The following is a 23,181-nucleotide window of genomic DNA, read 5'->3' on the forward strand; positions in this document are numbered from 1 at the left end:
TCGGGCGGAAGGAATCATTCGCTCAGGGGCTTACGGCCGCGGAAGGCATGGCCGAGGGTAAAGCCGTCGACGTAACCCAGTTCGCCACCCACCGGAATGCCGTGGGCCAGGCGTGTGATCAAGACATTCTGACCGTCCAGCCGATCGGCGATGTAGTGCGCCGTGGCCTCGCCTTCGACGGTCGGGTTGGTGGCCAAGATCAGCTCGGTGACGCCCTCATCCCGAATACGCCGCAGGAGCTGTTCGATGCCGATTTCTTCCGGGCCGACGCCGTCGATGGGCGACAGGTGCCCCATCAGCACAAAATAACTGCCGTCGTAATAGCCCGCCTGCTCGATGGCCAGCAGATCCGACGGGCTTTCCACAACGCACAACGTACCGGTGCGGCGCTTGTCGTCGGCGCAAAGGTTGCACAGGTCGGTGTCGGCGAAGTTCTGACAGGAATGGCATCGCTGGACGCCGCTCATGGCGTTCTGCAAGGCCGCTGCCAGACGTTCGCCACCACTGCGGCCCCGTTCCAGCAAATGGAACGCCATCCGCTGCGCGGTTTTCTGGCCCACACCCGGCAAACAACGCAACGATTCTACAAGTTCATCGACCAGCGGACTGAAAGCCATCCGGATTCCTCTACTGCTTATTCTTTATCGAGAACGTAACGTCAGAACGGCATCTTGAAGCCGGGCGGCACACCCATGTCCGAGGCCATGCCGGACATACGCTCCTTCTGATGCTCTTCCACACGCCGTACCGCATCGTTCACAGCCGCTGCCAGCAGGTCTTCCAGGATTTCCTTGTCTTCGGTGAGCAGCGAGGGATCGATATCCACCTTGCTCACATCGTGACGGCCGTTCATGGTGACTTTGACCAGTCCGGCGCCGGCTTCCCCGGTCACCTCGGCTTTCGCCACCTCTTCCTGGACGCGTTTGAACTCGTCCTGCATTTGCTGGGCCTGCTTCATCAGGTCGCCCATACCTTTAAACATGAGTAGCACCTCGGTACTGTATGTCGGATTCACCTGACGGCGTTGTGCGGCTTTACCGCGGGATTTCAACCCTGGCCGCACCGGTTTTCACGCGTCCGCCAGACATTCCTCTTGGACAGCGGCCTATTTGACCGGTTCGATACTGCCGTCCACGATCGCCCCGTCAAACCGCTGCATGATCGATTGTACGATCGGATCCCCGGCAATCGATGACTCGGCCGCCTGTTGGCGTGCAATCCGGGCGCGCTCGGCAAACGCCGCCGGCGTCTCCGGACCGGGCTCGCCCTCCCGCAGCGTCACCGTGACGGCCTCCCCGAAAAAGCTGCCCAGCGCCTCAGTGATCCGCGACACATGCCGATCGTTGAGCAGCCGCGCATGGCCGCTGTCGAGGGTCAGCACGACGTCACTGCCCGTTTTCGCGAACGCAGCCTGACTGGCCAGGTTACCGGCCATACCGCTCAAACCCAGCGCGCGAAAATCACGCTGCCACTCGAAGTCCGACGGATCGACGGTTTCCCGAGGCTCGTTGACCGGCCCTGAATGCCCAGTGGCTGTCGGGGCGGGCGCCGGCTTGTCTTCAACCGGCTCTGCAGGTGCTGGTGCCGATACCTGAGGCTCAGGCCGAGGCTCCGGTTGTGGTTCGGGCGCTGGCTGCTCGGCTACCGGCTCCGGCGCGTACCGCACCTCTTCCGGCAGATCCATATCCACATCACCATCGACAGAAAGCGAGGGATCGTCATAGGCACTCAGCGGCACCGACTCTTCCTGCTGAGCCGAAGCTCGCACCGGTTCCGGCTCGTCCGCCACAGCAGGCGCCGGTTCGGGTTCCGGTTCAGCAACCGGAGTCGGTTCCGGCTGGTCAGGCACTGCTTCAGCGTCGGATTGTACCGGCGAGGCAGGCTCCGGTTCCGCTTGTGGTTCCGGCTCTGTCTCTGGTGCGGGTTCAGGCGCCGCCGCGACCGACTCGGTGGCCGGTTGGGCGGGCGCAGGCTCGGGATCGTCGCCCGGCGTGCCGGCATCACGGCGCTCACTGCTCTGGATCACCGGTGGATCGCGGCGATCAGTTCCCGGACGGAAGGTCAGCATCCGCAGCAATGCCATCTCAAAGCCCATGCGGGCGTCCGGAGTAATCGCCAGATCTTTACGGCCCACAAGAGCGGCCTGATAGAACAGCTGGGCGTCTTCGGCGCTCAGCTGCCGCGCCATCGCCTTGACGTGCTCCGCATCGCCCATGGCGTTGTCGGCGCTGCCGGGCACCACCTGCTCCAGGGTCACTCGATGGAACAAGGACAGCAGGTCACTGAGAATCACACTGTAGTCCGGTGCAAACTCGGCAATCCGGTGAATCTCGGAAAGCATCGCCGGACCATCGCTGCGTACCAGCGCATCCACAATCTGATGGATGTCCCGCTGGTCAATGGTGCCCAGCATGGCACTGACGTCACTGGCCGCCAGCTTCTGGTTGCCGAAGGCAATGGCCTGATCAGTCAGGCTCAGGGCGTCCCGCATACTGCCGTCGGCAGCCCGGGCCAGCAGCCAGGGAGCCGGCTCTTCGTAGGGAATGCCTTCCTCGGTCAGCACGTAGTTGAGGTGGCCGACAATGTGTTCCGGCGTCATCCGCTTTAGATTGAACTGCAGGCAGCGGGACAGGATGGTCACCGGCAGTTTCTGCGGGTCCGTGGTCGCAAACAGGAACTTGACGTGGTCGGGCGGCTCTTCCAGCGTTTTCAACAGGGCGTTGAAACTGGAGTTGGACAACATGTGCACTTCGTCGATCAGGTAGATCTTGAAGCGGCCACGGGTCGGCGCGTACTGGACGTTATCCAGCAGCTCGCGCATGTCCTCAACCTTGGTGCGGGACGCGGCGTCGATTTCGATGAGATCGACAAAACGACCACCCAGAATCTCCTGGCAGCTGTCACACTCACCGCAGGGCGACGACGTAATCCCGGTTTCGCAGTTCAGGCAGCGAGCCAGAAGTCGGCCGATGGTGGTCTTCCCCACCCCGCGGGTTCCGGTAAATAGATAGGCATGGTGCAGGCGCTCATGGTCCAGTGCATGAACCAGTGCCTTGAGCACATGTTCCTGCCCCACCATGTCCTGAAACGTCTTTGGCCGCCATTTTCGGGCCAGAACCTGATAGCTCATCGAATGCGTCACGTCCCGTTCAAACCGGGCTTAACGATAGCATGGACAGCCAGTGATAAGAAGGAAACCGAGCGCGAATACCGCAGGGACAGAGATCTTACAAATACAACGTAGCCGGCTGATTTGGCTGGACTTTAAACAAAGAGGAAATCGGGGATGTTCGAAGGAGAGAAAACTGGGGGTGACTCCACCAGCGACACTCCGGCACCCAAGTCCACCGCTGCGGCTGCTCCCTTCCGGGCCTGACCGGGTTCACGGTTTATTGTTGCGGAGGCACCGGCGGAGCCACCATAACGATCCGGTATTGCCCCGGATGCGGCGCGCATCTTAGCAGGCCGCACCGACGGCATCAACGCCTTTTTGAAGATGGATTTACAGAGCGATGCCCTGTATCGGATCCCGCCGGAACCAGCAGGCAATGCTGTAGCGGGTCCGCTGCGCGGCGAGGACTTCGTGGGGCACGTCCTCGCTGATGAAAAGCGCCACCCGACCGGCTTCCGGAAGAACCTGACCACAGATTTCATCCGGATTTTCCCGGTTGAAGATCTGCAACAGGCCGCCATCAGCCGCCTGCCAGCCTTCGTTCAGGTACAACACCAGGCTGATGATGCGTGACGAGCGACCGCGAAAGCTGTCCACATGGCAGCGATAGAAATCGCCCGACTCATAGGTCGCGTAATGCGCCTCGAATCGCTTCAACCCCAAGAACAGGCGCTGGTTCAAGCCATCCTGAATCGACTGGAAAAGCGAATACAACTGACCTTGCGGCCCCGTTTCCCCGTTCAGCCAGGCGATACGGTCACGACGCACCGAGCGGTCATGGGTGTGATCCTTGCCACGCCCGACACCCGCCGTGTCCAGCGCTTCCGAGCGATGAAGGGTTTGCACTTCACGGCGCAGTTCATTCATCAGATCGTTCGGCACCAGCGGCAGGATCGACTGACTGGTCCAGCCGAATTCCGCCAGGTCGTCACATACCGCATCCAGCCACGATTCAATAACCGACGAACCAGCCGTTTGCTGAAGTGCAAGATCAACCGCGGCCGCGGCATCGTAAGGAAAAGAGGGCATGGCCATACCTCAAACAGGACTGCCGGCAGTGTAAGACCAAACCCGCCCTGCTGCCCTCTTTTTCTGGCCGGACCGGATAGGGAATGATCCCTACGCTGATTCATGATGAGGCTGGCCTACGTCAGTGCAAGCCGGCCTCTGTTGGGCTTCCTGCGTCAGCCCAACCTACCGGAGGTGCCATTGGACTAAGGGGAAACCCTCACGTAGGTTGGGCTGACGCAGGAAGCCCAACAAAACCTTACCTTTCACCAAACGCCTCCCCGCCCGGCTCATCACTACCTCCCCAATCGGCGTCCATCCAACCTCTCGCAACGTATCCATGTATCGTCGAATGGGGCCAGTCGATGGGACGCTCGACCCAGCCGTGTTTTACCGGATTGTAGTGGATATAGTCGACATGTCTCTCCAAATCCGCCTGATCCCTGATCTGGTGTTCCCAGAAGCGGCGCTGCCATAGCCCACGTTCCCTCTTTGCCTCACGACTGGGTGCAATACGTTCCCCTCTTTCAATCCTTCTTGAGAAGCCTGCCTTGATCAATGACCAGCGGCGCGGGTAATTGGCGTCGTTTTCCGGTAAGCGCCAGATCGCATGCAAATGTTCCGGCATGACCACCATTGCCACAAGCGAAAATGGATGCCTGGCTTTTACCTCATGTATGACTGAACGGAGGTCGCTAATTCGGCGAACCAAAAGGTCTGAATTGCGCTGAGCAAGATTTACCGTGAAAAAGTAAGTCGCTCCCGGAATATCGGATCGACGGTACTGCATATGATGCTGCCATCCCTTGGCTTTTGTTTATCGGTCCCGCGGAGGAATTTCAAAATGATTGGCGTTCTAATGGGCCCTTTAGCCTGTTTTCTGTTGGGCTTCCTTTGTCAGCCCAACCTACGGCGGGTACGCACCAAGGGCTAGGTGGCGAGAAAGCGCCGGGCAGGGATCCATCCCTACCCGGCCGACCGGTCGTTACGGACGGGCGACTTCGCTGAGTTTGCCTTCGGAGCATTCCGCCAGGGATTTGATGGCGTCCCCGTCGAAGGCGTCCACGCGGATGACGTCATACAGGGCACTGAGCGCTTCGATCAGGGTGTCGCGCTCGTCTTCCCGAATCACGTTTTTCTCGATCGCCCAGTCCACCAGCTCGGAACGCTGGTGGGCCATGAGCATCTCGATGTCCTGCAGCTCGTCCGGGTCGGTTTTTCGGATGGCTTCGTTCAAGCGCTCGCGGGCATCGCGGCAGGCGTTGGCCATGTTGTAGGCGTGCAGCACGCGGCCCACCGGATCGTTCGGGTCCACCGGCTGGTAGACTCCACGCACGATGCGTTCGCGGACCGGGGCATCCTTGACGATCGACAGGGCCACCTCTTCACCAAGACGGTCATCCGGCGCTTTGAGCCAGGCGCCAATCGGGAAGACCAACAGCTTGAGCGGCCAGCGCAGCGCCGGTACCGGGAAGTTCTCGATCAGCGTCTTCATGGCGTTCTGGAAATCGTACAGACACCGCTGTAGCCCCCACTCGACCACCGGCCGGTTGTCCTCCGGATAGCCTTCTTCGTGCCACTGCTTGATGATCGCCGAGGCGTAATACAGCGCCACCAGACAATCCGCCATGCGCCCGGAAAGCCGCTGACGTGCTTTCAGGCCACCGCCGATGGTCAGCAGGGTGACATCGGTGAGGACTGCAAACGCCGATGTGAATCGCGCCAACTGGCGATAGTAACGCTGCAATCCGCCGCGGCCGGGCACCGGCTCCAGCCAGCCGTGACTGAGCCCCAGCACGAACGACCGCAGGGCGTTGCGGGTGGTGTGCGCCATGTGGTTGTAGAACACGTCATCAAAGGCACGGACCGCCTGTTCTTCATCCTCCATGCCGGCGGCTTCGATCTCATCGACAATGTAGGGGTGGCAACGAATGGCCCCCTGGCCGAAGATCATCAGACTGCGGGTCAGGATGTTGGCCCCTTCCACCGTGATGCCGATGGGCACCGCCTGATAGGCCCGGGCCAGGAAGTTGCGCGGACCGGTGATCACACCGCGTCCGGCCACAACGTCCATGGCGTGGTTGATGACTTTACGCATCAGATCCGTGTTGCGGTACTTCAGCACCGCAGAGGGAACGGACGGGCGCACGCCCCGATCGAGCATGCCGGAAGTCAGCAGCCGCCCGGCGTCCATCATGTAGGTGTAACCGGCGATGGGTTCAAGCGCTTCCTGAACCCCCTCGAAATGACTGATGGAACGGCCGAACTGTTCACGAATGCCGGCGTAGGCACCCGTAGTCAGGCAGGCCAGTTTGCCGGCCCCCGTGCCCAGCGCCGGCAGCGAAATCGAACGGCCGATGGACAGGCATTCAAGCAACATGGTCCAGCCCCGGCCGACCATGCCTTCGCCACCGATCACCTGGCTCAAGGGGATAAAGACATCTTCGCCCCAGGTCGGACCGTTCATAAAGACCGTGTTCATGGGCAGGTGGCGGGCGCCGTGATGCACGCCTTCAAGATCGTGAGGGATCATGACGCAGGTGACGCCCAGATCTTCCTCACCGCCCATCAGTCCGTCCGGGTCATAGACCTTGATCGCCAGACCAATGAGCGTCGCCACAGGCGCCAGCGTGATGTACCGCTTGTTCCAGGTGACCTTGAGCCCCAGGACCTCTTCGCCTTTCCATTGACCGCGGCAGACGATGCCCTTGTCGGGAATCGCCCCGGCGTCCGAACCGGCGACCGGCGAGGTCAGCGCGAAACACGGCACCTCCTCCCCTTTCGCCAGCCGCGGCAGGTAATACTGTTTCTGCTCGTCGGTGCCGTAATGCATCAGCAGCTCACCCGGCCCCAATGAGTTGGGCACCATGACCGTTACCGCGGCCGAGACACTGCGGGTCGACACCTTCATCACGATTTCCGAGTGGGCGGTCGCGGAGAACCCCTTGCCACCGTATTCCTCGGGAATTACCAGCCCGAAGAAGCCTTCCTTCTTGATGAACTCCCAGGCTTCCTGTGGCAGGTCATAGAGTTCGTTCGTGATCTTCCAGTCATCCAGCATGCCGCAGAGCGTTTCCACCGGGCCGTCGACAAACGCCTGCTCGGCCTGATTGAGATGGGCATGTGGCGCATCCATCAATTTGTCCCACTCCGGGCGGCCGGAAAACAACTCGCCATCCCAGTCCACGCTCCCGGATTTCAGCGCTTCCGCCTCGGTGTCCGACAGCGACGGCAAGCGATCGCGAACCCAACCCAGTAATGGCCGGCTCAACCGATTGCGACGCAACCCACCGGGGAAAACGAGTATCAGCGCGAAGGCCAGCAAGACACCGCCGATCAGGATGCTGAGGATATGCCAATCATCCTCGAACATGCCAAACAGGGTGGTGAGCGTCATGACAACGCCCGCGACGGTGCCGCCAACACCAAAATAAAGCAGGACTAACGCACTGATCAGAAGAAACAGGACACTCATGCAGGCTCCTCCATTTACCGACACGGTACAGTGAACCGGCTCATCTCCTGACCAACGCCCCAATTTTCCGCAAAAGGGGGCTGGTCAGGTGCCGGACGCGAACACTATGATCACAAAATCGTGGAAGACTCAAACTAAGGAACAACGCCGGTCAGTGACGACAAACCGGCCGGTTCCCCATCATATGCGTCAAAAGGACCGAACTGGATGACTTCAAGCAAATCGGATGCACTGTTTACCGCCCGGATCACCCACGGCGACCTTGACGCCATTGAAGTCAGGCATCCCCGTTTTTCGGCCCGTATATTCCTGCAAGGCGCTCACCTCACCCACTTTGCCCCCACGGGGGACGACAACTGGCTCTGGATGAGTCCGGATGCCGCATTCGAGCAGAGCCGCGCCATTCGCGGCGGTATCCCGGTTTGCTGGCCCTGGTTTGGCGACGCCCGGCGCAACCCGGAGCCGGTTGCAAACCGGGCCCAAACGGACAAAGCCCACGGCTTTGCCCGCACCCACACGTGGACCCTGGCCGATATCCACGAATCGGAACAGGATGTGGAAATCAGCCTCATGCTGGACGCCGCCAACTGTGGCGATATCGGCAACGCCTGGCCACTGCGGGCCAGGATGACCTTCCGCTTCAATGCCGAGCACTGCCAGATCCTGCTGACTACGCACAATACCGGGTCATCGCCGGTGGAATACACCGAAGCCCTGCACACCTACTTCCCGACTGCGGACGTGACCCACAGTTTCCTGAGCGGTCTGGAACAGACACACTACATCGACACCCTCCACGACTGGCAGGAAATCCTGGAATCCGGCGACGTCCGCTTTCGTGGCGAGACGGATCGGATCTACCAGCGAGGCGGCCCCATTCTGGTGCATACGCCCAGGCACGTTACCCGTATTGAAACCCAGGGGAGTGAGTCGACCGTGGTCTGGAATCCCGGCCCGGAGAAGGCCAAACGGCTGTCGGATTTCCCGGATAACGCCTGGAAAACCATGCTGTGCGTCGAAACCGCCAATGCGTGGCCTCACTTTATCCGTTTAATGGACGGCGAGAGCCACACCACGGAATTGGTCCTGTCGCGGTGCTAGAACACCGTTGCAAAACAACAGGGGCACATATCCTGCACGGTTACGGGCAGCCAACAACGAGAATGCTAACCAGGAAGCGCTGATGAGTCTGAGATCGTTCATCAAGGAAAAAGTCGTTCCGCAATCGCTGGAAGACCAGGTCAACCGGATCCGCAAGCCGCTCGGCTCGCTGGGCTATGATCCGTGGGGCTACAACAACGATTCGCTGAAGATCGGTTTCTCGCTGGCCAAACAGATCTACGAAAAGTATTTCCGGGTAGTGGCCGATGGCGTCGATAACGTGCCGGCCGAAGGCCCGGTACTGCTGATCGCCAATCACAGCGGGCAATTGCCCATCGACGGCCTGCTGATCGGTACCGCGGTAGCCTCGCGCGAAAGGAACCCGCGACTGCCCCGGGCCATGATCGAGCGCTTCTTCCCGACGGTGCCCTACCTCGGCAATATCCTGAACCAGATCGGAGCGGTGCTCGGAGACCCGGTGAACTGCGCCAAAATGCTGGCCAACAACGAGGCCATCATCGTGTTCCCGGAAGGCATTCGCGGTTCAGGAAAACTCTACAGCGACCGCTACCAGCTCAAGCGCTTCGGTAACGGCTTCATGCGTTTGGCGATGCAATACAACGCCACCATCGTGCCGGTCGGTGTGGTGGGCTGCGAGGAAACCATTCCCGCCGTGGCCAACATACGGCCGCTGGCGAAGGCGCTTGGATTGCCTTACGTGCCCCTGGCCGTGCCCTTCGTGTTTCCGGCCAAGGTTTATCTGAAGTTCGGCAAACCCATGCACTTCGACAACGCCGACATTCCGGAAGAAAAGGTCACCGAGCGGGTTGAAGTGGTCAAGGCGGAGATCAACGAGTTGATCAATCAGGGATTGAGCGAGAGGAAAAGGCTGTTCTGATGGCGAATGAACGCAAACCACAGATTCTGGTCACCGGTGCCGCCGGCGCCCTGGCCCAGCAGGTCATAAACCGCCTGCGTGACGACTACCAGTTGGTCGCCGTCGATTTCCGGGAAGAGGTCTACCTCGGTGACGACATACCCAGCTACTGCATCGATTTCAACAAGCGGGTGTTCGAGGATTTATTCCGCCGCTTCCAATTCGAGGGCATCATTCACCTGGGCCGCATCATGTCGAGCCAGGAAACCCGCATGCGGCGCTACAACGCCAACGTGCTGGGCAGCCAGAAGCTGCTGGATCTGGCGCATAAATACGGCATCCACCGGGTGATCGTGCTTTCCACCTATCACGTCTACGGGGCCAGCGCCTACAACCCGGCGCTGATCGACGAGCAGGCGCCGCTCAAGGGCGCCGGCCTGAGCATGGACCTGGTTGACTCCATCGAACTGGAGAACCTGGCCAACATCTACCTGTGGCGCTACCCGGATCTCAACATCACGGTCCTGCGCCCCTGCAACATTGTCGGTCCCGGCGTGCGCAACTCGATCAGTACGCTGCTGGCCAGCCGCCGCGCCCCGGTGCTGGCCGGCTTCTCACCGATGATGCAGTTTATCCACATCGACGACATGGCAGACGCCATCGTACTCAGCTACCGCAAGCCGGAACGGGGTGTCTTCAACGTCGCGCCGGACGACTGGATCGCCTACCAGCACGCCCTCCAGCTCAGCGGCTGCACCCGGGTACCGATTCCCTCGATTCCGCCGTCGCTGCCCCGAACCATTGCACGCCTGCTGAATATGAAGAGCTTCCCGTCGTACCTGATGAGCTTCTTCAAGTACCCGGTTGTGATCGATGGTCGTACGTTTCGAGACACCTTCGGCTTTAAACCCAAGCGGCCGCTGAAGGAGATCTTCCGCTACTACCGGGAAAACAAACATCCGGTGTAAAGCCCCTGCCGGACCCGCTGCTCAACGGCGGGGTGCCTGGAAAGCGGACTTCCCGGCGCCCCAAACCACAGACTGTGTGCATCCGCGACAGAATTGCTTTTATACTGGTCGAAAAACGGGCGCGGCACCGGTGATCGCGGCGCCCTCGTGCTTAGTCAGAGGCTCCTAAACTCACAGGACGAGTACCCATGAGCATCGACTTCAGTCTGGTGAGCCATTCCGCTGCGGCGCTTGCGTACGCGGCCCTGGCCATCCTGGTTGGTTCCAAATACCTCAGGCGCAACACGGATCGCGCGCTCATGCTGGCCGCCATGGTGTCGACCATCTGGGGCGTGTCCCTTGTGAGCCAGATGATCTGGAACCAGCCCCCTTTCTTTATCCGCTACCTGCTGGAGCTGATTCGCGACGCCGCCTGGGTGGCCGTGCTGTTTGCGCTGATTCGCGACAGCAAGCGCTCCGGACACATTGCGACCACCCTGCGCCGGGTGCTGGGCACCGCAATCGGCCTGCTCATCCTGACACTGCTGACCTGTGGCGCCCTTGAATACGCGCTGGGCTGGCAACTGCTGGACGGCAAGACCAAGGTCGTCGGCCAGATTGCCGTGTCCTTACTTGGGGTCTGCCTGATCGAACAGATCTGGCGTAATTCCCTTTCCTTCGGCCGCTCGAGCATGAAGTACCTGTGCATCGGGATTGGCGGCATCTTCGCCTATGACTTCTTTATGTATTCCGATGCCCTGCTCTTCGGCCAACTGTCGGATTCGTTCTGGAGTGCCCGAGGTGCCGCCAACGCCTTCCTGGCGCCGCTGTTTGCCGTCAACGTCATCAATACCCGCAAGCAACCGGTGGATTTCCAACTCTCCCGCAATGCCGTGTTCCACGTCGGGGCCATTGCCTTCGCCGGCGCCTACCTGATTTTCGCGGCCATTGGCGGCTATTACGTCCGGACCCTGGGCGGCGACTGGGGGGAAGCGCTTCAGGTCCTGTTCCTGACCGTCTTTCTCGTGCTGTTTACCGCGCTGCTCAGCTCCAGCCGGTTCCGGGCGCGGTTGATGATCTTCATCAGCCAGAACTTTTTTGACTACAAGTACGACTACCGGGAAGAGTGGCTGAAAATGACCCAGATTTTCGCCAACCTCACGGAAGATCCCCCGCTGCCCGAGCGAGTCGTGCGGATCATGGCGGATCTGGTGGAAAGCAACGCCGGCGCGCTCTGGGTAAGGGACGAAGACGGTAACTACGTGCTGCACACCACGGTCAACCTGACACCGCCCAGACACACCATGATCGACCGCGACGCCAACATCGTCAGCTTCTTCAATGAAAAGGAATGGATCATCGACCTGTCGGAATACCACATCGATCCGATCCGCTATGAACTGCTGGAAATACCCGACGCCATCCTCAAATTCCCCGATGGCTGGCTGGTGATCCCGCTGTACCTGGGCGATGAGCTCTACGGGGTCTGCCTGGTTGGGTCGCCCTACGCCAAAGTGGAGCTCAACTGGGAAAACTTCGACCTGATCCGGGTCGTGGCTCGCCAGACCTGTAACGTTTTGGCCCAGGCCGATGCCCAGAACCGGCTCTCACGGGCGATGCAGTTCGAGGCAGTTTCCAAGGCGTCCGCCTTCATGGTGCACGACCTCAAAACCATGATCGCCCAGCTCTCGCTCCTGGTAAAAAATGCGGAAAGGCATCGCGACAACCCTGAGTTCATCGACGACATGATCCGCACCACCGAGCATGCGGTGACCAAACTGTCCGGCCTGGTGGACCATATTCGCAGACCCGCCACGAACGAGATGCCGGTCCAGCCGATCGAACTCGAATCGATGCTGGAAGAATTGGCGCATCACCATACCCGCAGCGACCCCAAACCCGTTTACCATCCTCCCGGCGAACCGATTTGGGTCCGGGCCGATCCCGAACAGCTGCGCAGCGTCATCGGTCACTTGATCCAGAATGCGCAGGACGCCACCCCACCCACTGGTGAAGTCACCCTGAACCTGAAGAAAGGCTCCGATCACGTGGTGATTTTTATTCAGGATACCGGCGCCGGCATGAATGAGGACTTCATCAAGATGAAGCTGTTCAAGCCGTTCGAGAGCACCAAGGGACTGGCCGGCATGGGCATTGGCGCCTATCAGGCGCGGGAATACGTTCGCCAGATCGGCGGGAACATCGACGTCACGAGCGAACCGGGAGTGGGTTCCTGCTTTTCGGTCCGGCTGCCGCTGGGAAAGCCCGAAATCAAGCGGGGCAATCTCGATGAACCGCCCCAGCCGATTGCCGAGAATGCCTGACCGTGGGCCCCCAATCTGTTCACGAAACGACCAACGGTTAAATGTTTGTCAAATTTTTGTTCATTCTCGATGCATCGAGTGCATTACTGTTGATTTCCGTCAAAATACAGCCAGAATCAGTGTTACAGTATGTTAACAGACGGCGCCCAGAATAGCCGTCGGCGGTAAAGAAGAAAGCTCTCAAAGGTGTTCAGGGTTTTATCACCCAGCGCCCAATGTCACCGATCAGAAAAAAGGATTTGGTTCTGTCGTGAATAAGCGTCTATTGATTGTCGAAGACGATCCTGGCCTGCAAAGTCAGATGCGCTGGTGCTTCACCGACGATGTTGAAGTGGTCGTCGCCGGCGATCGCGAAGCGGCCCTCACCGCCCTGCGTCGATTCGAGCCTCAGGTCGTCACCCTTGATCTGGGTCTGCCCCCCGACCCGGGCGGCGCGAAAGAAGGGTTCGCCCTGCTGGACGACATTGTCCGCCTGTCCCCCACCACCAAGGTGGTCGTCGTCACCGGGCGCGAGGACCGGGAGAACGCCGTCCGTGCCATTGGCATGGGTGCCAGCGATTTCTACCAGAAACCGCTGGATCCGGACATCCTCACCTTCGTCGTCAACCGCGCCTTCCGGCTGGCCGAACTGGAACAGGAGAACCGGGAGCTCAGTCAGGGCCGTAATGGCACCTCGATCAAGGGTATCGTGGCCGCCAGCCCTCAAATGCTTTCACTGTGCAGGATGGTCGAAAAAGTGGCACCGGCCGATGTGACGACGCTGATTATCGGTGAAACCGGCACCGGCAAAGAACTGCTTGCCCGCGCCATTCACGACATGAGTCAGCGGGCGGGCCATACCTTCGCGGCCATTAACTGTGCCGCCATTCCGGAAAACCTGCTGGAAAGCGAGTTGTTCGGCTTCGAGAAAGGGGCCTTCACCGGCGCCACCCAGAGCAAGAAAGGCAAGATCGAGATGGCCAACGGGGGCACCCTGTTCCTCGACGAGATTGGCGACATGCCCATGCCGCTGCAGGCCAAACTGCTGCGGTTCCTGCAGGAACGGGTCATTGACCGGGTCGGCGCCGTCAACCCGATCCACGTGGACGTTCGCGTGGTGTGTGCGACCCACCGCAACGTGGAAGACCTGGTCTCCAGCGGCGATTTCCGCGAAGACCTCTACTACCGGATCAGTGAAATCACCCTCGACGTCCCCGCCGTACGGGAACGGGATGGCGATGCCATTGTCATCGCCCAGTCTCTGCTGAAGTCGCTGGGGCGGCAGCTTGATCGCCCCAATCTGGCCTTCTCGGAAGATGCCATGCAGGCCATCCAGAGCTACAGCTGGCCCGGGAACGTTCGGGAAATGATCAACAAGATCAAGCGCGCCACCATCATGGCCGAAGGCAAACGCGTCACGGCCAGCGACCTACAGCTGCGATGCGACGATTTCGTCCATGACGGCAATGTGCTCAACCTGCGTCAGGTCCGCGAGGATGCGGAACGCTCTGCCATCAACCATGCCCTGAAAACCAGCAACTTCAACATGGCTCAGGCCGCCCGGTTACTCGGCATCACCCGCCCCACGCTCTACAACCTGACTGACAAGTATAAAATCGAGACATCACCCGCCGTTTCCGGTGCTTGATCGGCACCGGCGGCACGAAGGACGCCCCGTATCTGGATGACAAGGACCTGACAATGAAGTGGAAGACGTTGTTTCGCATTACCCTGCTGGCAGTCGCCTTTACCTCTCTGCTGACCGGGTGCAGTGACGACAAGGAAGAAATGAGCCAGCAGGAGCTGCAATACCTCAGCCATCTGGATCAGTCCCGTTTTTTCCAGCGTCAGGGTGAGCTCAAGGCCAGTACCCTTGAAGCGCGCAGCGCCATCGACCTGAACCCGCACAAGGTGGATCCCTATTTCATCATTATCGACAACCTGATCACTGCCGGTGACGCCGTCACCGCAGCTCGACAGGTCAAGGAAATCGATAAGCAGCTGCAAGAGAAAGGCACCACCGATAACGTCCAGAACCGTATCCAGCTCATCCTCGCCCAAACCCACCTCATGCGACAGGACACCGCGGCCGCGCTGAAGGCCCTGGACCAGTTAAAATCACCGGACCGGACCCAGCAGGTCCGGGCCGATTTGTTGCGGGGCGACGTTCAACTGGCTGCCAAAAATTACGACAAGGCGCAATCCGCCTATCAGAAGGCATTGGATTCCGACGCCACATCGACCCTGGCCCTGATTGGACTATCCAGGGTGGCAATGGCCCAGGGCAACGCTGATCTCGCCCGGCAAAAGATCAAGCAGGCGGAAGAGGTGGACGCCAACGACCCGGAACTGTGGCTCTGGAAGGCCCAACTGGCCCAGCAACAGCAGCAATGGGAGAAGTCCGAGGAAGCCTATATCCGTGCGCTTGAAGACATCGGGAAGTACGACATCATGACGTACCGGAAGTACACCACGATCTCCTCGCTGGTGAGTGTGCTTCGCGAGGAAGGCAAATCGTCGGAAGCCTTTGTCTACGAGGAAATCCTGGCCAAGTCGGCGCCCGGCACCATCAAGAGCAATTTCGACGCCGCACAGGAAGCCTATCGTAAGGGCGATCTGGAAGGTGCCGCCCGCTATCTGAACGAAGTGCTGAAACAGGCCCCGAACCACGTCCAGAGTTCCATTATGCTGGGCATGATCCGCTTCCAGCAGGGGCGCGTCGAAGAAGCCAAAGAACTGCTTGAGCCGATCAGCCAGATCCAGGACTCCCCGGCCGCCAGCAAACTGCTGGCCGCCACCCAATTACGCCTGCAGCGTCCGGAGGAAGCCCGCAAACTGCTCGAGAATCTGGACGACAAACAGACAGACCCCGGTGTCCTGGCGCTGATCGGCATCGCCCACCTGGCCAGTGGTGATAACGAGGCCGGTCGCAAGTACATTGAGAAAGCGCTTGAACTCGACCCGGACAACCACGACCTGCGTCTGCGGTACGCCAACTACCTCGTTGAACAGGGCGATACCGACACCGCCATTGCCCAGGCCGAAAAGGTTATGGAAGCGCAACCGGACAATGACCAGGCACGCCAGCTGATCATCAATGCCTATGTCCGGGCCGGCGATACCCAGGCCGCTGAAGAATCCGCCAGCGCCTGGGTCAAGGAACAGCCGGACAACGTCACTGCGCTGCTCGTCAGCGGTGGCCTGGCGGCCCGCGCCGGTGATGCACCTCAGGCCCGACAGTACTACAACCAGGCGCTGAAACTGTCAGACAGCGACCCCCGCGCCAACAACGCACTGGGTGGCCTGGCCATGAGCCAGGACAACACAGACGAAGCCAGCCGCCAGTTCAAGGCCGCCATCGCCAAGGCGCCGGATAACCGAGCAGCCATTCAGGGCCTGGCCCAGGCCACCTCGCCCGCTCAGCTGCAGGCTTACCTGGCTCAAGTCGCCAAGGACCATCCTGAGGCTGTTGCTCCCAAGCTGGCCCTGCTCGAACTGGCATTGCGCGCCAATAACATCAATCGGGCTGACGAACTGTCCGCCGCCCTGCTTGAGCCGGTCAGCGAGAATGAGCTGTCACCGCATACCGGCGCTGTGGCCAACGTTTACGGTTCGGTCGCCGGCAACAAGCTGAAAACCGACGACAAGCAGAACGCCCTTGCGATCATGAAACGGGCGCAAGTCCTGTTCCCGGACAACGAAGCCATCGCCCTGCAGACCGCACAGGTCTACTTCGAGATGGACAATGAGAAGGCCGCCCGGGATATCCTCAAGGAAGCCCGCCTGAAACACCCGGATTCACCCCAGCCCTATGTCGTCGAAGCGGCGCATGAAAAGGACAAGAAGCGTTACGGCAAAGCGGCGGATCTCTATGAGCTGGCCCTGGCCAAGGACAACTCACCGCAGCTGACCCTGCTGTTCGTTGACGCCCTCGGAGAAAGCCAGCAGGAGCTGCGGGCGATCAAGGCGCTTGAAAACGGTATCGAGGACCATCCCGGAAACGAGGCCCTGCAAATGCGGCTTGCCATGGCCTATCAAACACGTGGTGATGCCCAGAAAGCCATGGACGCTTACCAGCAAGTCCTGAGCACCTCGCCCCGGAATGTGGTGGCCCTGAACAACCTGGCGTGGCTGTACCACGAATCCGGCAAGCAGGATGCCCGCCAGCTCGCCGAAAAAGCTTACAACCTCAAACCGGACTCCGCGGCGATTGCCGATACCTACGGCTGGATCCTGTTCCAGCAGGGGGATCACAGCGGGAGCCTGCCCGTGCTTGAGAAAGCCTACAAGCTGTCACCGCAAACCACTGAAATCGCACAGCATCTTGCGGAAGCCTACAAATCGACAGGACGTCAGGACGAGGCTGAGAAGATACTGTCCAAGCTCTAATGCCGCGTTATGCGACTTGTCGAACGGCTTTACAACGCCGTTCGGCAAGTCAAACGTAACTTTTTGATTTCACTCTCCGTACGCCCCATGGCATGTAAATCGCAGCAATTGTCTTCCTCATGTAGTTGGCAGGAGGAGGCTCCGCCATGCGTATCCCGACCAATGGACTGGTACTTGCCTTGTCAATGGGAATGCTTTCTGTGGGGGCAAGTGCAACGGTCATCACAGCCACCGACATCGCCTCTGGCTATGGCGGCGGTTTAACCTTCTCCGCCACAGGCGGTGAGCTAGGCACTAAAACAGAACACGGTATAACGGCCGCCGGCGTTGGTGTCGCAGGCGATTCCGGCACCAATGAAATCGGATTGCGGGAAAGCCTGACCGCCAGCTCGTCATCCGGCTTCGTTCTCGGTGGCTTCTCCCTCGCCTTTCTCTACGACGGACCGGAATTCGGAGACGTCGAAGAGATCGCCCGGATTACCGCCACCTTCCTGGATGGCAGCTCCAGCGTTGCCGTGCTGAAGAATGTCTACCTCAATCCAGGTGATGATTTCGTAACGCTGACCGTCGACGGCGATTCGAGCATGTCTCCCCTGGCCGCCAGCACCGCGGTCTTCGGCTCGCCGGGAACGGTCGATGTCGGCGCCATTTTCGGGAAGAACCTGATCGGTTCGCTGACCTTTGACGCGCTCTACTCGAACACGTGCGGCACCGGTAAATGCAATAACCAGAGCGACTTCTCGATCTTCCAGATTATCTCGGTACCCGAGCCCGCCAGTCTGGCGCTGTTCGCTCTCGGGCTGGGTGGCCTTCTTACGTTCCGAAGACGCCGTTAAACAAAAAGAAGACCGAAACGGCCCGCCTTGTGCGGGCCTGTCTCCCCTATTGTCCAGGCAAATTGTTGCTCATCATTTAAACGAATAACGTGCCTCTCTAAAGATCAAAAGATTCCTAAATCCACGTGGCAGGGCCTTTCTGCGGGAACGATACTTTGTGTAACTCACTCTCCTGACGCCAGAACTCCGTCAAGGTCACAGTGATGGGTTCAGCGTCCCTGGTGGGTTCGCCAAAAGGCGCGGGACGCCGGAATGGCCATCCCCATGCCAAGTTTGTACTCGATTCGGGTGACGACTTATGCATAACGCAAAGGTTTTGCTGATAGGTAGCACCATCTTATTTATCCACGGTTGCCAGATGTGGCCCTCCCAGGTCGGCGAACTCCCGCCACCCGCGGCCTTGCCGGCAACCAGTGAGCCAGGGAAAGTGCAGTTCAGGATCTGGACCGGGATCACAGGGTCTGATGTCTCCGACCTGACCAGCATCAACGCCTATCCCGACAACCCCAACACCACCAAAGAGTTGACGTCTCTGGACAATCCCGGGGGGCTGGGGAATTACTACGGAAGTTTGGTGCGGGGTTACATTGAGCCCCCGACCGATGGTGAGTACACCTTTTATGTCTCGGGTGACGATGAAACCCAATTCTGGTTCAGCACCAACGAATCGCCTTCCAATGCTGAAATCATTGCATCAGTGCCGAACTACACCACCCCGTACAACTACACCAAGTACTCGTCCCAAACGTCAGGCACGCAGGTACTCCAAGGGGGAAAGCGCTATTACTTTGAAATCCGCCACAAACAGGGTTCAGGAGGTGAGCATTTCGCCGTAGCCTGGTCTGGGCCGGGCATTTCCCAGGAAGTCATCTCCGGCGACTATCTATACAGTGAAGGCCAATCCGGTAACTATGAGGATCAATCCTCTGCCGAGGCCTATACACTCGGGTATCGGGTTGGCTATTTCGACAGCACCCAGGGGCTTTCCTTCAATCCCGAGTTCCCGCCACTGGATAACGATTCAGACGGCCTCTACGACAACTGGGAGACCGTCAACGGCCTTGATCCATCCAACTCCAACGACGCCGACACCGATCCCGACGGCGACTTCCTGACCGCCGCCGACGAGTTCCTGATCGGCACCAAGGAAAACAACGCCGATACCGACGGAGACGGCATTCCTGACGGCCAGGAGTTCGCTTACAACCTGAATCCGCTCAATGGCAGCGATGCCGCCCGGGATGCAGATGGCGACGGCTACACTAACCTCCAGGAATACCAGGCCGGTACCGACCCGAATAACAGCGATGACGTGCCGGAAGAAACCGGAGGCGGATCAACCGCACCGACAACCAACGGCTTCGTGGGCCAATACTTTACCGGCATGGCGTTCGATGACTTCGTTGCCACCCGTCAGGACGCCACCGTCGACTTCGACTGGGGATCCGGCTCTCCGATGAGTGGCATCGGCAACGATGGGTTCAGCGTCCGCTGGACAGGGATCTTTACCGCCCCGCACAGCAGTGGCAGCCGAGACTACGAATTCAATCTCAGCACCGATGACGGCACGCGGCTCTACATCAATGGCGAACGTGTGATTAACGACTGGTCCAATCACGCCACAGAGACCTTCTCGTACACCCGCAGTATGCAAGCCGGTGAGTCGGCCAACATCAACATCGAATACTACGAGAATTCCGGTGATGCCGTGGCGCAGTTCTCCATCGTCGATCAGTCCAATGGCAACACTGTCGCCCAGGAAAGCACGATCACTGCGCCTGATCCGGACGCGTCGAGCACCCAGGATTCCGATTCAGACGGGATCCCGGACACCTGGGAGCTCAGCTACGGCCTGAATCCCTGGATCAACGACGCTTCACAGGTCAACAACGGCAGCAGTGTTACCAACCTGGACGCCTACCAGAGCGACCTTAACCCCTGGACGCTGGAATCCACATCAGCCGGTACCGGAGGTGGCACAGAGCCTGAACCGACACCACCGCCAACGACCACTGGCAACGTCACCCTGTCCTGGACAGCGCCCTCCACTCGTCTGGATGGATCGTCCATCGCCTTGAGTGAGATTGATCACTACATCATCAATTACGGCCAGGAGTCCGGCAATCTCGGGCAGACCCAGGAAGTCGACGCCGGCACGACCAACTACACGTTCGACGGACTTTCTTCGGGCACCTGGTACTTTACGGTACAAACCGTGGACAGCAACGGCCTGATCAGTCCACCTTCGGACGAAGTGTCCCAGGAGGTTCAATAAGCTGGATCACTGGCGCTCAAGGTACACATCGTCGATATAGTCTTGCGCCCGGTCCCGAATGCCGGGCGCAATTTTATCCAGCGCAGTCTGCCCATCACAGTCGTGACAGCGAACGGCGACCACCAGCAGGGATGCGTCCGTGCGCCGGTTGAAAGCCCCCGGCAATTGCGCCAGCTTGGCCTGCAGTTCGCTGGTTTCCCAGCGACCTTCGACATAATAGGCGTAAGCGATGTAAATCGGTGTGGCGTCGTTATGGGCTGAGATGGTCACACCGGCCATCGCCGACTCGCCCTTGGGCCCGACATTAAAGGCCTGACTCGGAAGAAACGCCTCGCCATCGTAGATGTGATTGCCGTATTGAATCACTTCTCCGCCCTGCCTCTGATAGTCGTAGCTGTAGAGACCGACAAAGTAGTGTGGAAGCTGCTGCCCCTGTCCCTCGCTCTCAAGCGTTCCCCGCCGTACGTAGGTTTGCTCGAAAGAACGATCCGGTCGCTCCACGATCGGATGCCAGGCCGCCAGACCGCTACCGAACAGTGGCAACCACTCGGTGGAATCAAAAACATCCAGTCCGCGATGCTGAACGTCCGTACTGACGTTACCCGCCCTGGAAATCGTTCCCGGCCAGAACGCAATCGCAAGCAGGATCAGGGGTATGGCGGACGTCGAGAGTCCAGCCAGCGCCGAGCGCCCCGTCCCGGAAGTCTTGACGCTTTGCGGAGCGTCCTGCGGAGCCGCTGCGTCTTCACGCTTCTCCAGCCAGCGCGCAAAAACGAAGACAGGCACCAGCGTCGCCGCAAACACCCACCAGCCAAACGTATCGTGATGGTTGACCAGCGACGACGTCATCTTGGTGGCATAGCCGGTGTGGATGATCACAAACACCCTCACCCAATTCGCCACCAGCGCCAGGATGGCTCCAAAACTGATCAATGCGATGCGTGCCCGGACGGTGGCAAGATTGAGCTCGCTGTACAGAAAGGTCAGCGTCAGGCCGACCAGCAAATACCGCAGCCCCGAACAGCCATGGGCAATCTCAAAGGCGCCAATTCCCGGGAAGTAAACAAACACGCCCTCGACGACGAAGTTGATGCCCAATTGGGAAAGAAACAGCTGGTTGACCGCCACCGTGATCAGCTGCAGGTACCACGCGAGGTAGTCCCAGAAGGGAATCGCGAAAACGATCAGACCAATGGGGATCAGGAAAGGGATCGTCTGACGCCAACCCCATTGGACCAACAAGCCGGAGAATAGAATGGGCAACAGCATGACCTGCTGAACCGCCTCAATCCGGAGCATCCCGCCAATGCCATACAGGACGGCCGATAGGACCAGCGGCACCAGCCAGGGCCAGTAGAACCCGGCCACCGGACGAACCCGGCGCAACTTCTGAACGGTCAGGTACAGGCAAACGGCGAACAGAATCAGGCCGTGGGAATAGGCCTCATCCCATTTCACCCACCGTTCGGCGATGCCGGCCAATATGGGATAGGTCCCGGCGACAAAGGCCAGCAGAAAAACAACCGGCGACCACACCCTGATACCTGATACCGCGTTCCCTCGATCCATCTTCAACATCCCAACCCGTTAGCGCCTGAAAGCCGACGTACGATGCCGCTTCCACGAGACTGTTTACTGTTGTGGTTTGACCCGGTAAAGCCACTTGTAGAAAGTCGACCGGACCAGCATTAACGACACCAAAGTCACGCTGTCTGTCGCAATATGCTGCTTATAATTACTGTTTTTCCCCTGCCCTGCCAACAAATCGAAACAGGCTATGTCCGGGTCCATGAAAGCATCCTCGATGGCGTATCCGAGATGCAATGACCCGAACGCCAGCTTACGGTGAAAACCTTCGACAAAGCCGGACTGGAGGTTGTAGGTGCGCCCTTTAAACCGGACGTTATAGAGCACCGAGACGGCCTTCCCGTCAATTTCCATCACGGATAGCTCCGGTACTCCATCCTCGTCCGTCAGTCCATCGAGGAACCGACGGTGGAACAGCAAGCTCTCCCGTCCAAAACAGGGTGTCCCCCACCGTTCGGCATGGAAGTCGTTCAGCCGCTCAAAAAAAGCCGCCGGATCGCTTGTCCACACGTTCCGGATTGAAAGGTCACCCAGAGATTCCAGAATCTTGCGCCGGTTATAGAATCGAAGCCGGGTGTTGCTTCCCAAACCAGCGACATAGGCCTGGAAATCACCCGATGTGCGAACCTGATAGGCGACATCGCTGGCCACCTCCCGGCTGTCGAGTCCCCACTCCTCCGCCAGCTGCTTCAGAGCCCGATGATCAGGGCCGTCCTGGACGATGTCCCGGAAAACAGCTTCAGACCAGGGCGTCTCCAACAATGCACGATACGGCCCCATGTCGCGTTCCGCACGTTCCAGGCCAGGCTCGATCAAACCGTTGTATTCCGTGCGCGGCGTCGAAAGCCGGCGATAATTGGTGCCCACAAACTGCAGGCAGCGAATCGGGAAAATACCGCGAAACCTGTAACGATCCGTATACAGACCAGACACGTCACCCTGGCCGGAACGGACCAGGCTGAAACCGGCCGTATTCCCCCACACCGACCACCAGGCATCCTGCCATGCACGGGTTTGAAACAGCGTCATAGCAAGGCGTCATCCTTCTGCATCGAGCCGCAATCCTTGTCGAAAAAACTTACATGAGTGTCGTTTTTGCAGACAGAAAATGCAGGTTATCACACTGTAATCCCTACACGATCTGCCCGTTTGGCATTCTATATGCGATTCCGCCCGTGTGGAGTGTCTGATCCGTCGGGAGGTTCTGTCCA

The 23,181-nt window shown here is 59.4% G+C and carries 16 protein-coding genes and 1 other RNA gene; 8 read left to right on the forward strand and 9 right to left on the reverse strand.

The features are described from left to right. Positions 1 to 14: 14 nt before the first annotated feature. The 7 genes from recR to J3364_RS03000 form a co-directional block, all read right to left on the reverse strand. Complete coding sequence (gene recR, locus J3364_RS02970) at positions 15 to 617, reverse strand: recombination mediator RecR (RefSeq protein ID WP_349556567.1); 603 nt, start codon at positions 615 to 617, stop codon at positions 15 to 17. A 41-nt stretch (positions 618 to 658) separates the two neighbouring features. Next, entirely contained in the window at positions 659 to 982 is a 324-nt protein-coding gene (locus J3364_RS02975; protein ID WP_123635457.1) for a YbaB/EbfC family nucleoid-associated protein, read from the reverse strand. A gap of 123 nt (positions 983 to 1,105) precedes the next feature. Beyond that, a complete protein-coding gene (gene dnaX / locus J3364_RS02980) occupies positions 1,106 to 3,130 on the reverse strand; it encodes a DNA polymerase III subunit gamma/tau (protein WP_349556569.1) in 2,025 nt (674 codons plus the stop codon). Positions 3,131 to 3,315: 185 nt separating this feature from the next. Then, positions 3,316 to 3,412, reverse strand: an RNA gene (gene ffs, locus J3364_RS02985) — signal recognition particle sRNA small type. A 90-nt stretch (positions 3,413 to 3,502) separates the two neighbouring features. Then, positions 3,503 to 4,201 carry a 2OG-Fe(II) oxygenase gene (locus tag J3364_RS02990; RefSeq protein ID WP_349556571.1) on the reverse strand — a complete coding sequence of 233 codons (699 nt, stop codon included), beginning with the start codon at positions 4,199 to 4,201 and terminating at the stop codon, positions 3,503 to 3,505. Between the two features lie 238 nt (positions 4,202 to 4,439). Beyond that, positions 4,440 to 4,970, reverse strand: a complete 531-nt coding sequence (locus J3364_RS02995) for an REP-associated tyrosine transposase (RefSeq protein WP_349556573.1) — start codon at positions 4,968 to 4,970, stop codon at positions 4,440 to 4,442. A gap of 195 nt (positions 4,971 to 5,165) precedes the next feature. After that, entirely contained in the window at positions 5,166 to 7,655 is a 2,490-nt protein-coding gene (locus tag J3364_RS03000; protein WP_349556574.1) for an acyl-CoA dehydrogenase, read from the reverse strand. A gap of 207 nt (positions 7,656 to 7,862) precedes the next feature. Here J3364_RS03000 and J3364_RS03005 point away from each other — a divergent pair, with 207 nt between their 5' ends. The 8 genes from J3364_RS03005 (at position 7,863) to J3364_RS03040 (ending at position 20,383) form a co-directional block, all read left to right on the forward strand. Next, positions 7,863 to 8,756 (forward strand): D-hexose-6-phosphate mutarotase, encoded by an 894-nt coding sequence (locus J3364_RS03005; RefSeq protein ID WP_349556576.1) that lies wholly within the window; start codon positions 7,863 to 7,865, stop codon positions 8,754 to 8,756. A gap of 82 nt (positions 8,757 to 8,838) precedes the next feature. Next, entirely contained in the window at positions 8,839 to 9,654 is an 816-nt protein-coding gene (locus tag J3364_RS03010) for a lysophospholipid acyltransferase family protein (protein ID WP_349556577.1), read from the forward strand. Then, a complete protein-coding gene (locus J3364_RS03015) occupies positions 9,654 to 10,601 on the forward strand; it encodes an SDR family oxidoreductase (protein ID WP_349556578.1) in 948 nt (315 codons plus the stop codon). The genes J3364_RS03010 and J3364_RS03015 overlap by 1 nt, the downstream gene beginning before the upstream one ends. A 188-nt stretch (positions 10,602 to 10,789) precedes the next feature. Beyond that, the gene (gene prsK, locus J3364_RS03020; protein WP_349556579.1) at positions 10,790 to 12,904 is read left to right on the forward strand and encodes an XrtA/PEP-CTERM system histidine kinase PrsK; all 2,115 of its coding nucleotides are present in this window, start codon (positions 10,790 to 10,792) and stop codon (positions 12,902 to 12,904) included. Between the two features lie 250 nt (positions 12,905 to 13,154). Further along, the gene (gene prsR, locus J3364_RS03025) at positions 13,155 to 14,531 is read left to right on the forward strand and encodes a PEP-CTERM-box response regulator transcription factor (protein WP_349556580.1); all 1,377 of its coding nucleotides are present in this window, start codon (positions 13,155 to 13,157) and stop codon (positions 14,529 to 14,531) included. Between the two features lie 53 nt (positions 14,532 to 14,584). Further along, complete coding sequence (locus J3364_RS03030; RefSeq protein WP_349556581.1) at positions 14,585 to 17,272, forward strand: tetratricopeptide repeat protein; 2,688 nt, start codon at positions 14,585 to 14,587, stop codon at positions 17,270 to 17,272. Positions 17,273 to 17,418: 146 nt separating this feature from the next. After that, complete coding sequence (locus J3364_RS03035) at positions 17,419 to 18,108, forward strand: PEP-CTERM sorting domain-containing protein (protein WP_349556583.1); 690 nt, start codon at positions 17,419 to 17,421, stop codon at positions 18,106 to 18,108. A 427-nt stretch (positions 18,109 to 18,535) separates the two neighbouring features. After that, a complete protein-coding gene (locus tag J3364_RS03040; RefSeq protein ID WP_349556584.1) occupies positions 18,536 to 20,383 on the forward strand; it encodes a PA14 domain-containing protein in 1,848 nt (615 codons plus the stop codon). Between the two features lie 6 nt (positions 20,384 to 20,389). On the opposite strand, the gene xrt is transcribed toward J3364_RS03040, so the two are convergent. Beyond that, complete coding sequence (xrt, locus tag J3364_RS03045; protein WP_349556586.1) at positions 20,390 to 21,952, reverse strand: exosortase; 1,563 nt, start codon at positions 21,950 to 21,952, stop codon at positions 20,390 to 20,392. A gap of 63 nt (positions 21,953 to 22,015) precedes the next feature. Continuing rightward, positions 22,016 to 22,999, reverse strand: a complete 984-nt coding sequence (locus J3364_RS03050; protein WP_349556588.1) for a GNAT family N-acetyltransferase — start codon at positions 22,997 to 22,999, stop codon at positions 22,016 to 22,018. Between the last annotated feature and the right edge of the window lie 182 nt (positions 23,000 to 23,181).

This window comes from Marinobacter sp. NFXS9 (assembly GCF_040148665.1).
Taxonomy (GTDB): domain Bacteria; phylum Pseudomonadota; class Gammaproteobacteria; order Pseudomonadales; family Oleiphilaceae; genus Marinobacter_A; species Marinobacter_A mangrovi.

What these genes read in the sequence shown, in the direction of transcription:
- prsK (WP_349556579.1), top strand. Translation starts at nt 10,790, where the DNA reads ATGAGCATCGACTTCAGTCTGGTGAGCCATTCCGCTGCGGCGCTTGCG.
- J3364_RS03050 (WP_349556588.1), bottom strand. Translation starts at nt 22,999, where the DNA reads ATGACGCTGTTTCAAACCCGTGCATGGCAGGATGCCTGGTGGTCGGTG.
- J3364_RS02995 (WP_349556573.1), bottom strand. Translation starts at nt 4,970, where the DNA reads ATGCAGTACCGTCGATCCGATATTCCGGGAGCGACTTACTTTTTCACG.
- J3364_RS03015 (WP_349556578.1), top strand. Translation starts at nt 9,654, where the DNA reads ATGGCGAATGAACGCAAACCACAGATTCTGGTCACCGGTGCCGCCGGC.
- J3364_RS03010 (WP_349556577.1), top strand. Translation starts at nt 8,839, where the DNA reads ATGAGTCTGAGATCGTTCATCAAGGAAAAAGTCGTTCCGCAATCGCTG.
- J3364_RS03030 (WP_349556581.1), top strand. Translation starts at nt 14,585, where the DNA reads ATGAAGTGGAAGACGTTGTTTCGCATTACCCTGCTGGCAGTCGCCTTT.
- J3364_RS03035 (WP_349556583.1), top strand. Translation starts at nt 17,419, where the DNA reads ATGCGTATCCCGACCAATGGACTGGTACTTGCCTTGTCAATGGGAATG.
- J3364_RS03005 (WP_349556576.1), top strand. Translation starts at nt 7,863, where the DNA reads ATGACTTCAAGCAAATCGGATGCACTGTTTACCGCCCGGATCACCCAC.
- dnaX (WP_349556569.1), bottom strand. Translation starts at nt 3,130, where the DNA reads ATGAGCTATCAGGTTCTGGCCCGAAAATGGCGGCCAAAGACGTTTCAG.
- J3364_RS02990 (WP_349556571.1), bottom strand. Translation starts at nt 4,201, where the DNA reads ATGCCCTCTTTTCCTTACGATGCCGCGGCCGCGGTTGATCTTGCACTT.
- J3364_RS02975 (WP_123635457.1), bottom strand. Translation starts at nt 982, where the DNA reads ATGTTTAAAGGTATGGGCGACCTGATGAAGCAGGCCCAGCAAATGCAG.
- recR (WP_349556567.1), bottom strand. Translation starts at nt 617, where the DNA reads ATGGCTTTCAGTCCGCTGGTCGATGAACTTGTAGAATCGTTGCGTTGT.
- xrt (WP_349556586.1), bottom strand. Translation starts at nt 21,952, where the DNA reads ATGGATCGAGGGAACGCGGTATCAGGTATCAGGGTGTGGTCGCCGGTT.
- J3364_RS03000 (WP_349556574.1), bottom strand. Translation starts at nt 7,655, where the DNA reads ATGAGTGTCCTGTTTCTTCTGATCAGTGCGTTAGTCCTGCTTTATTTT.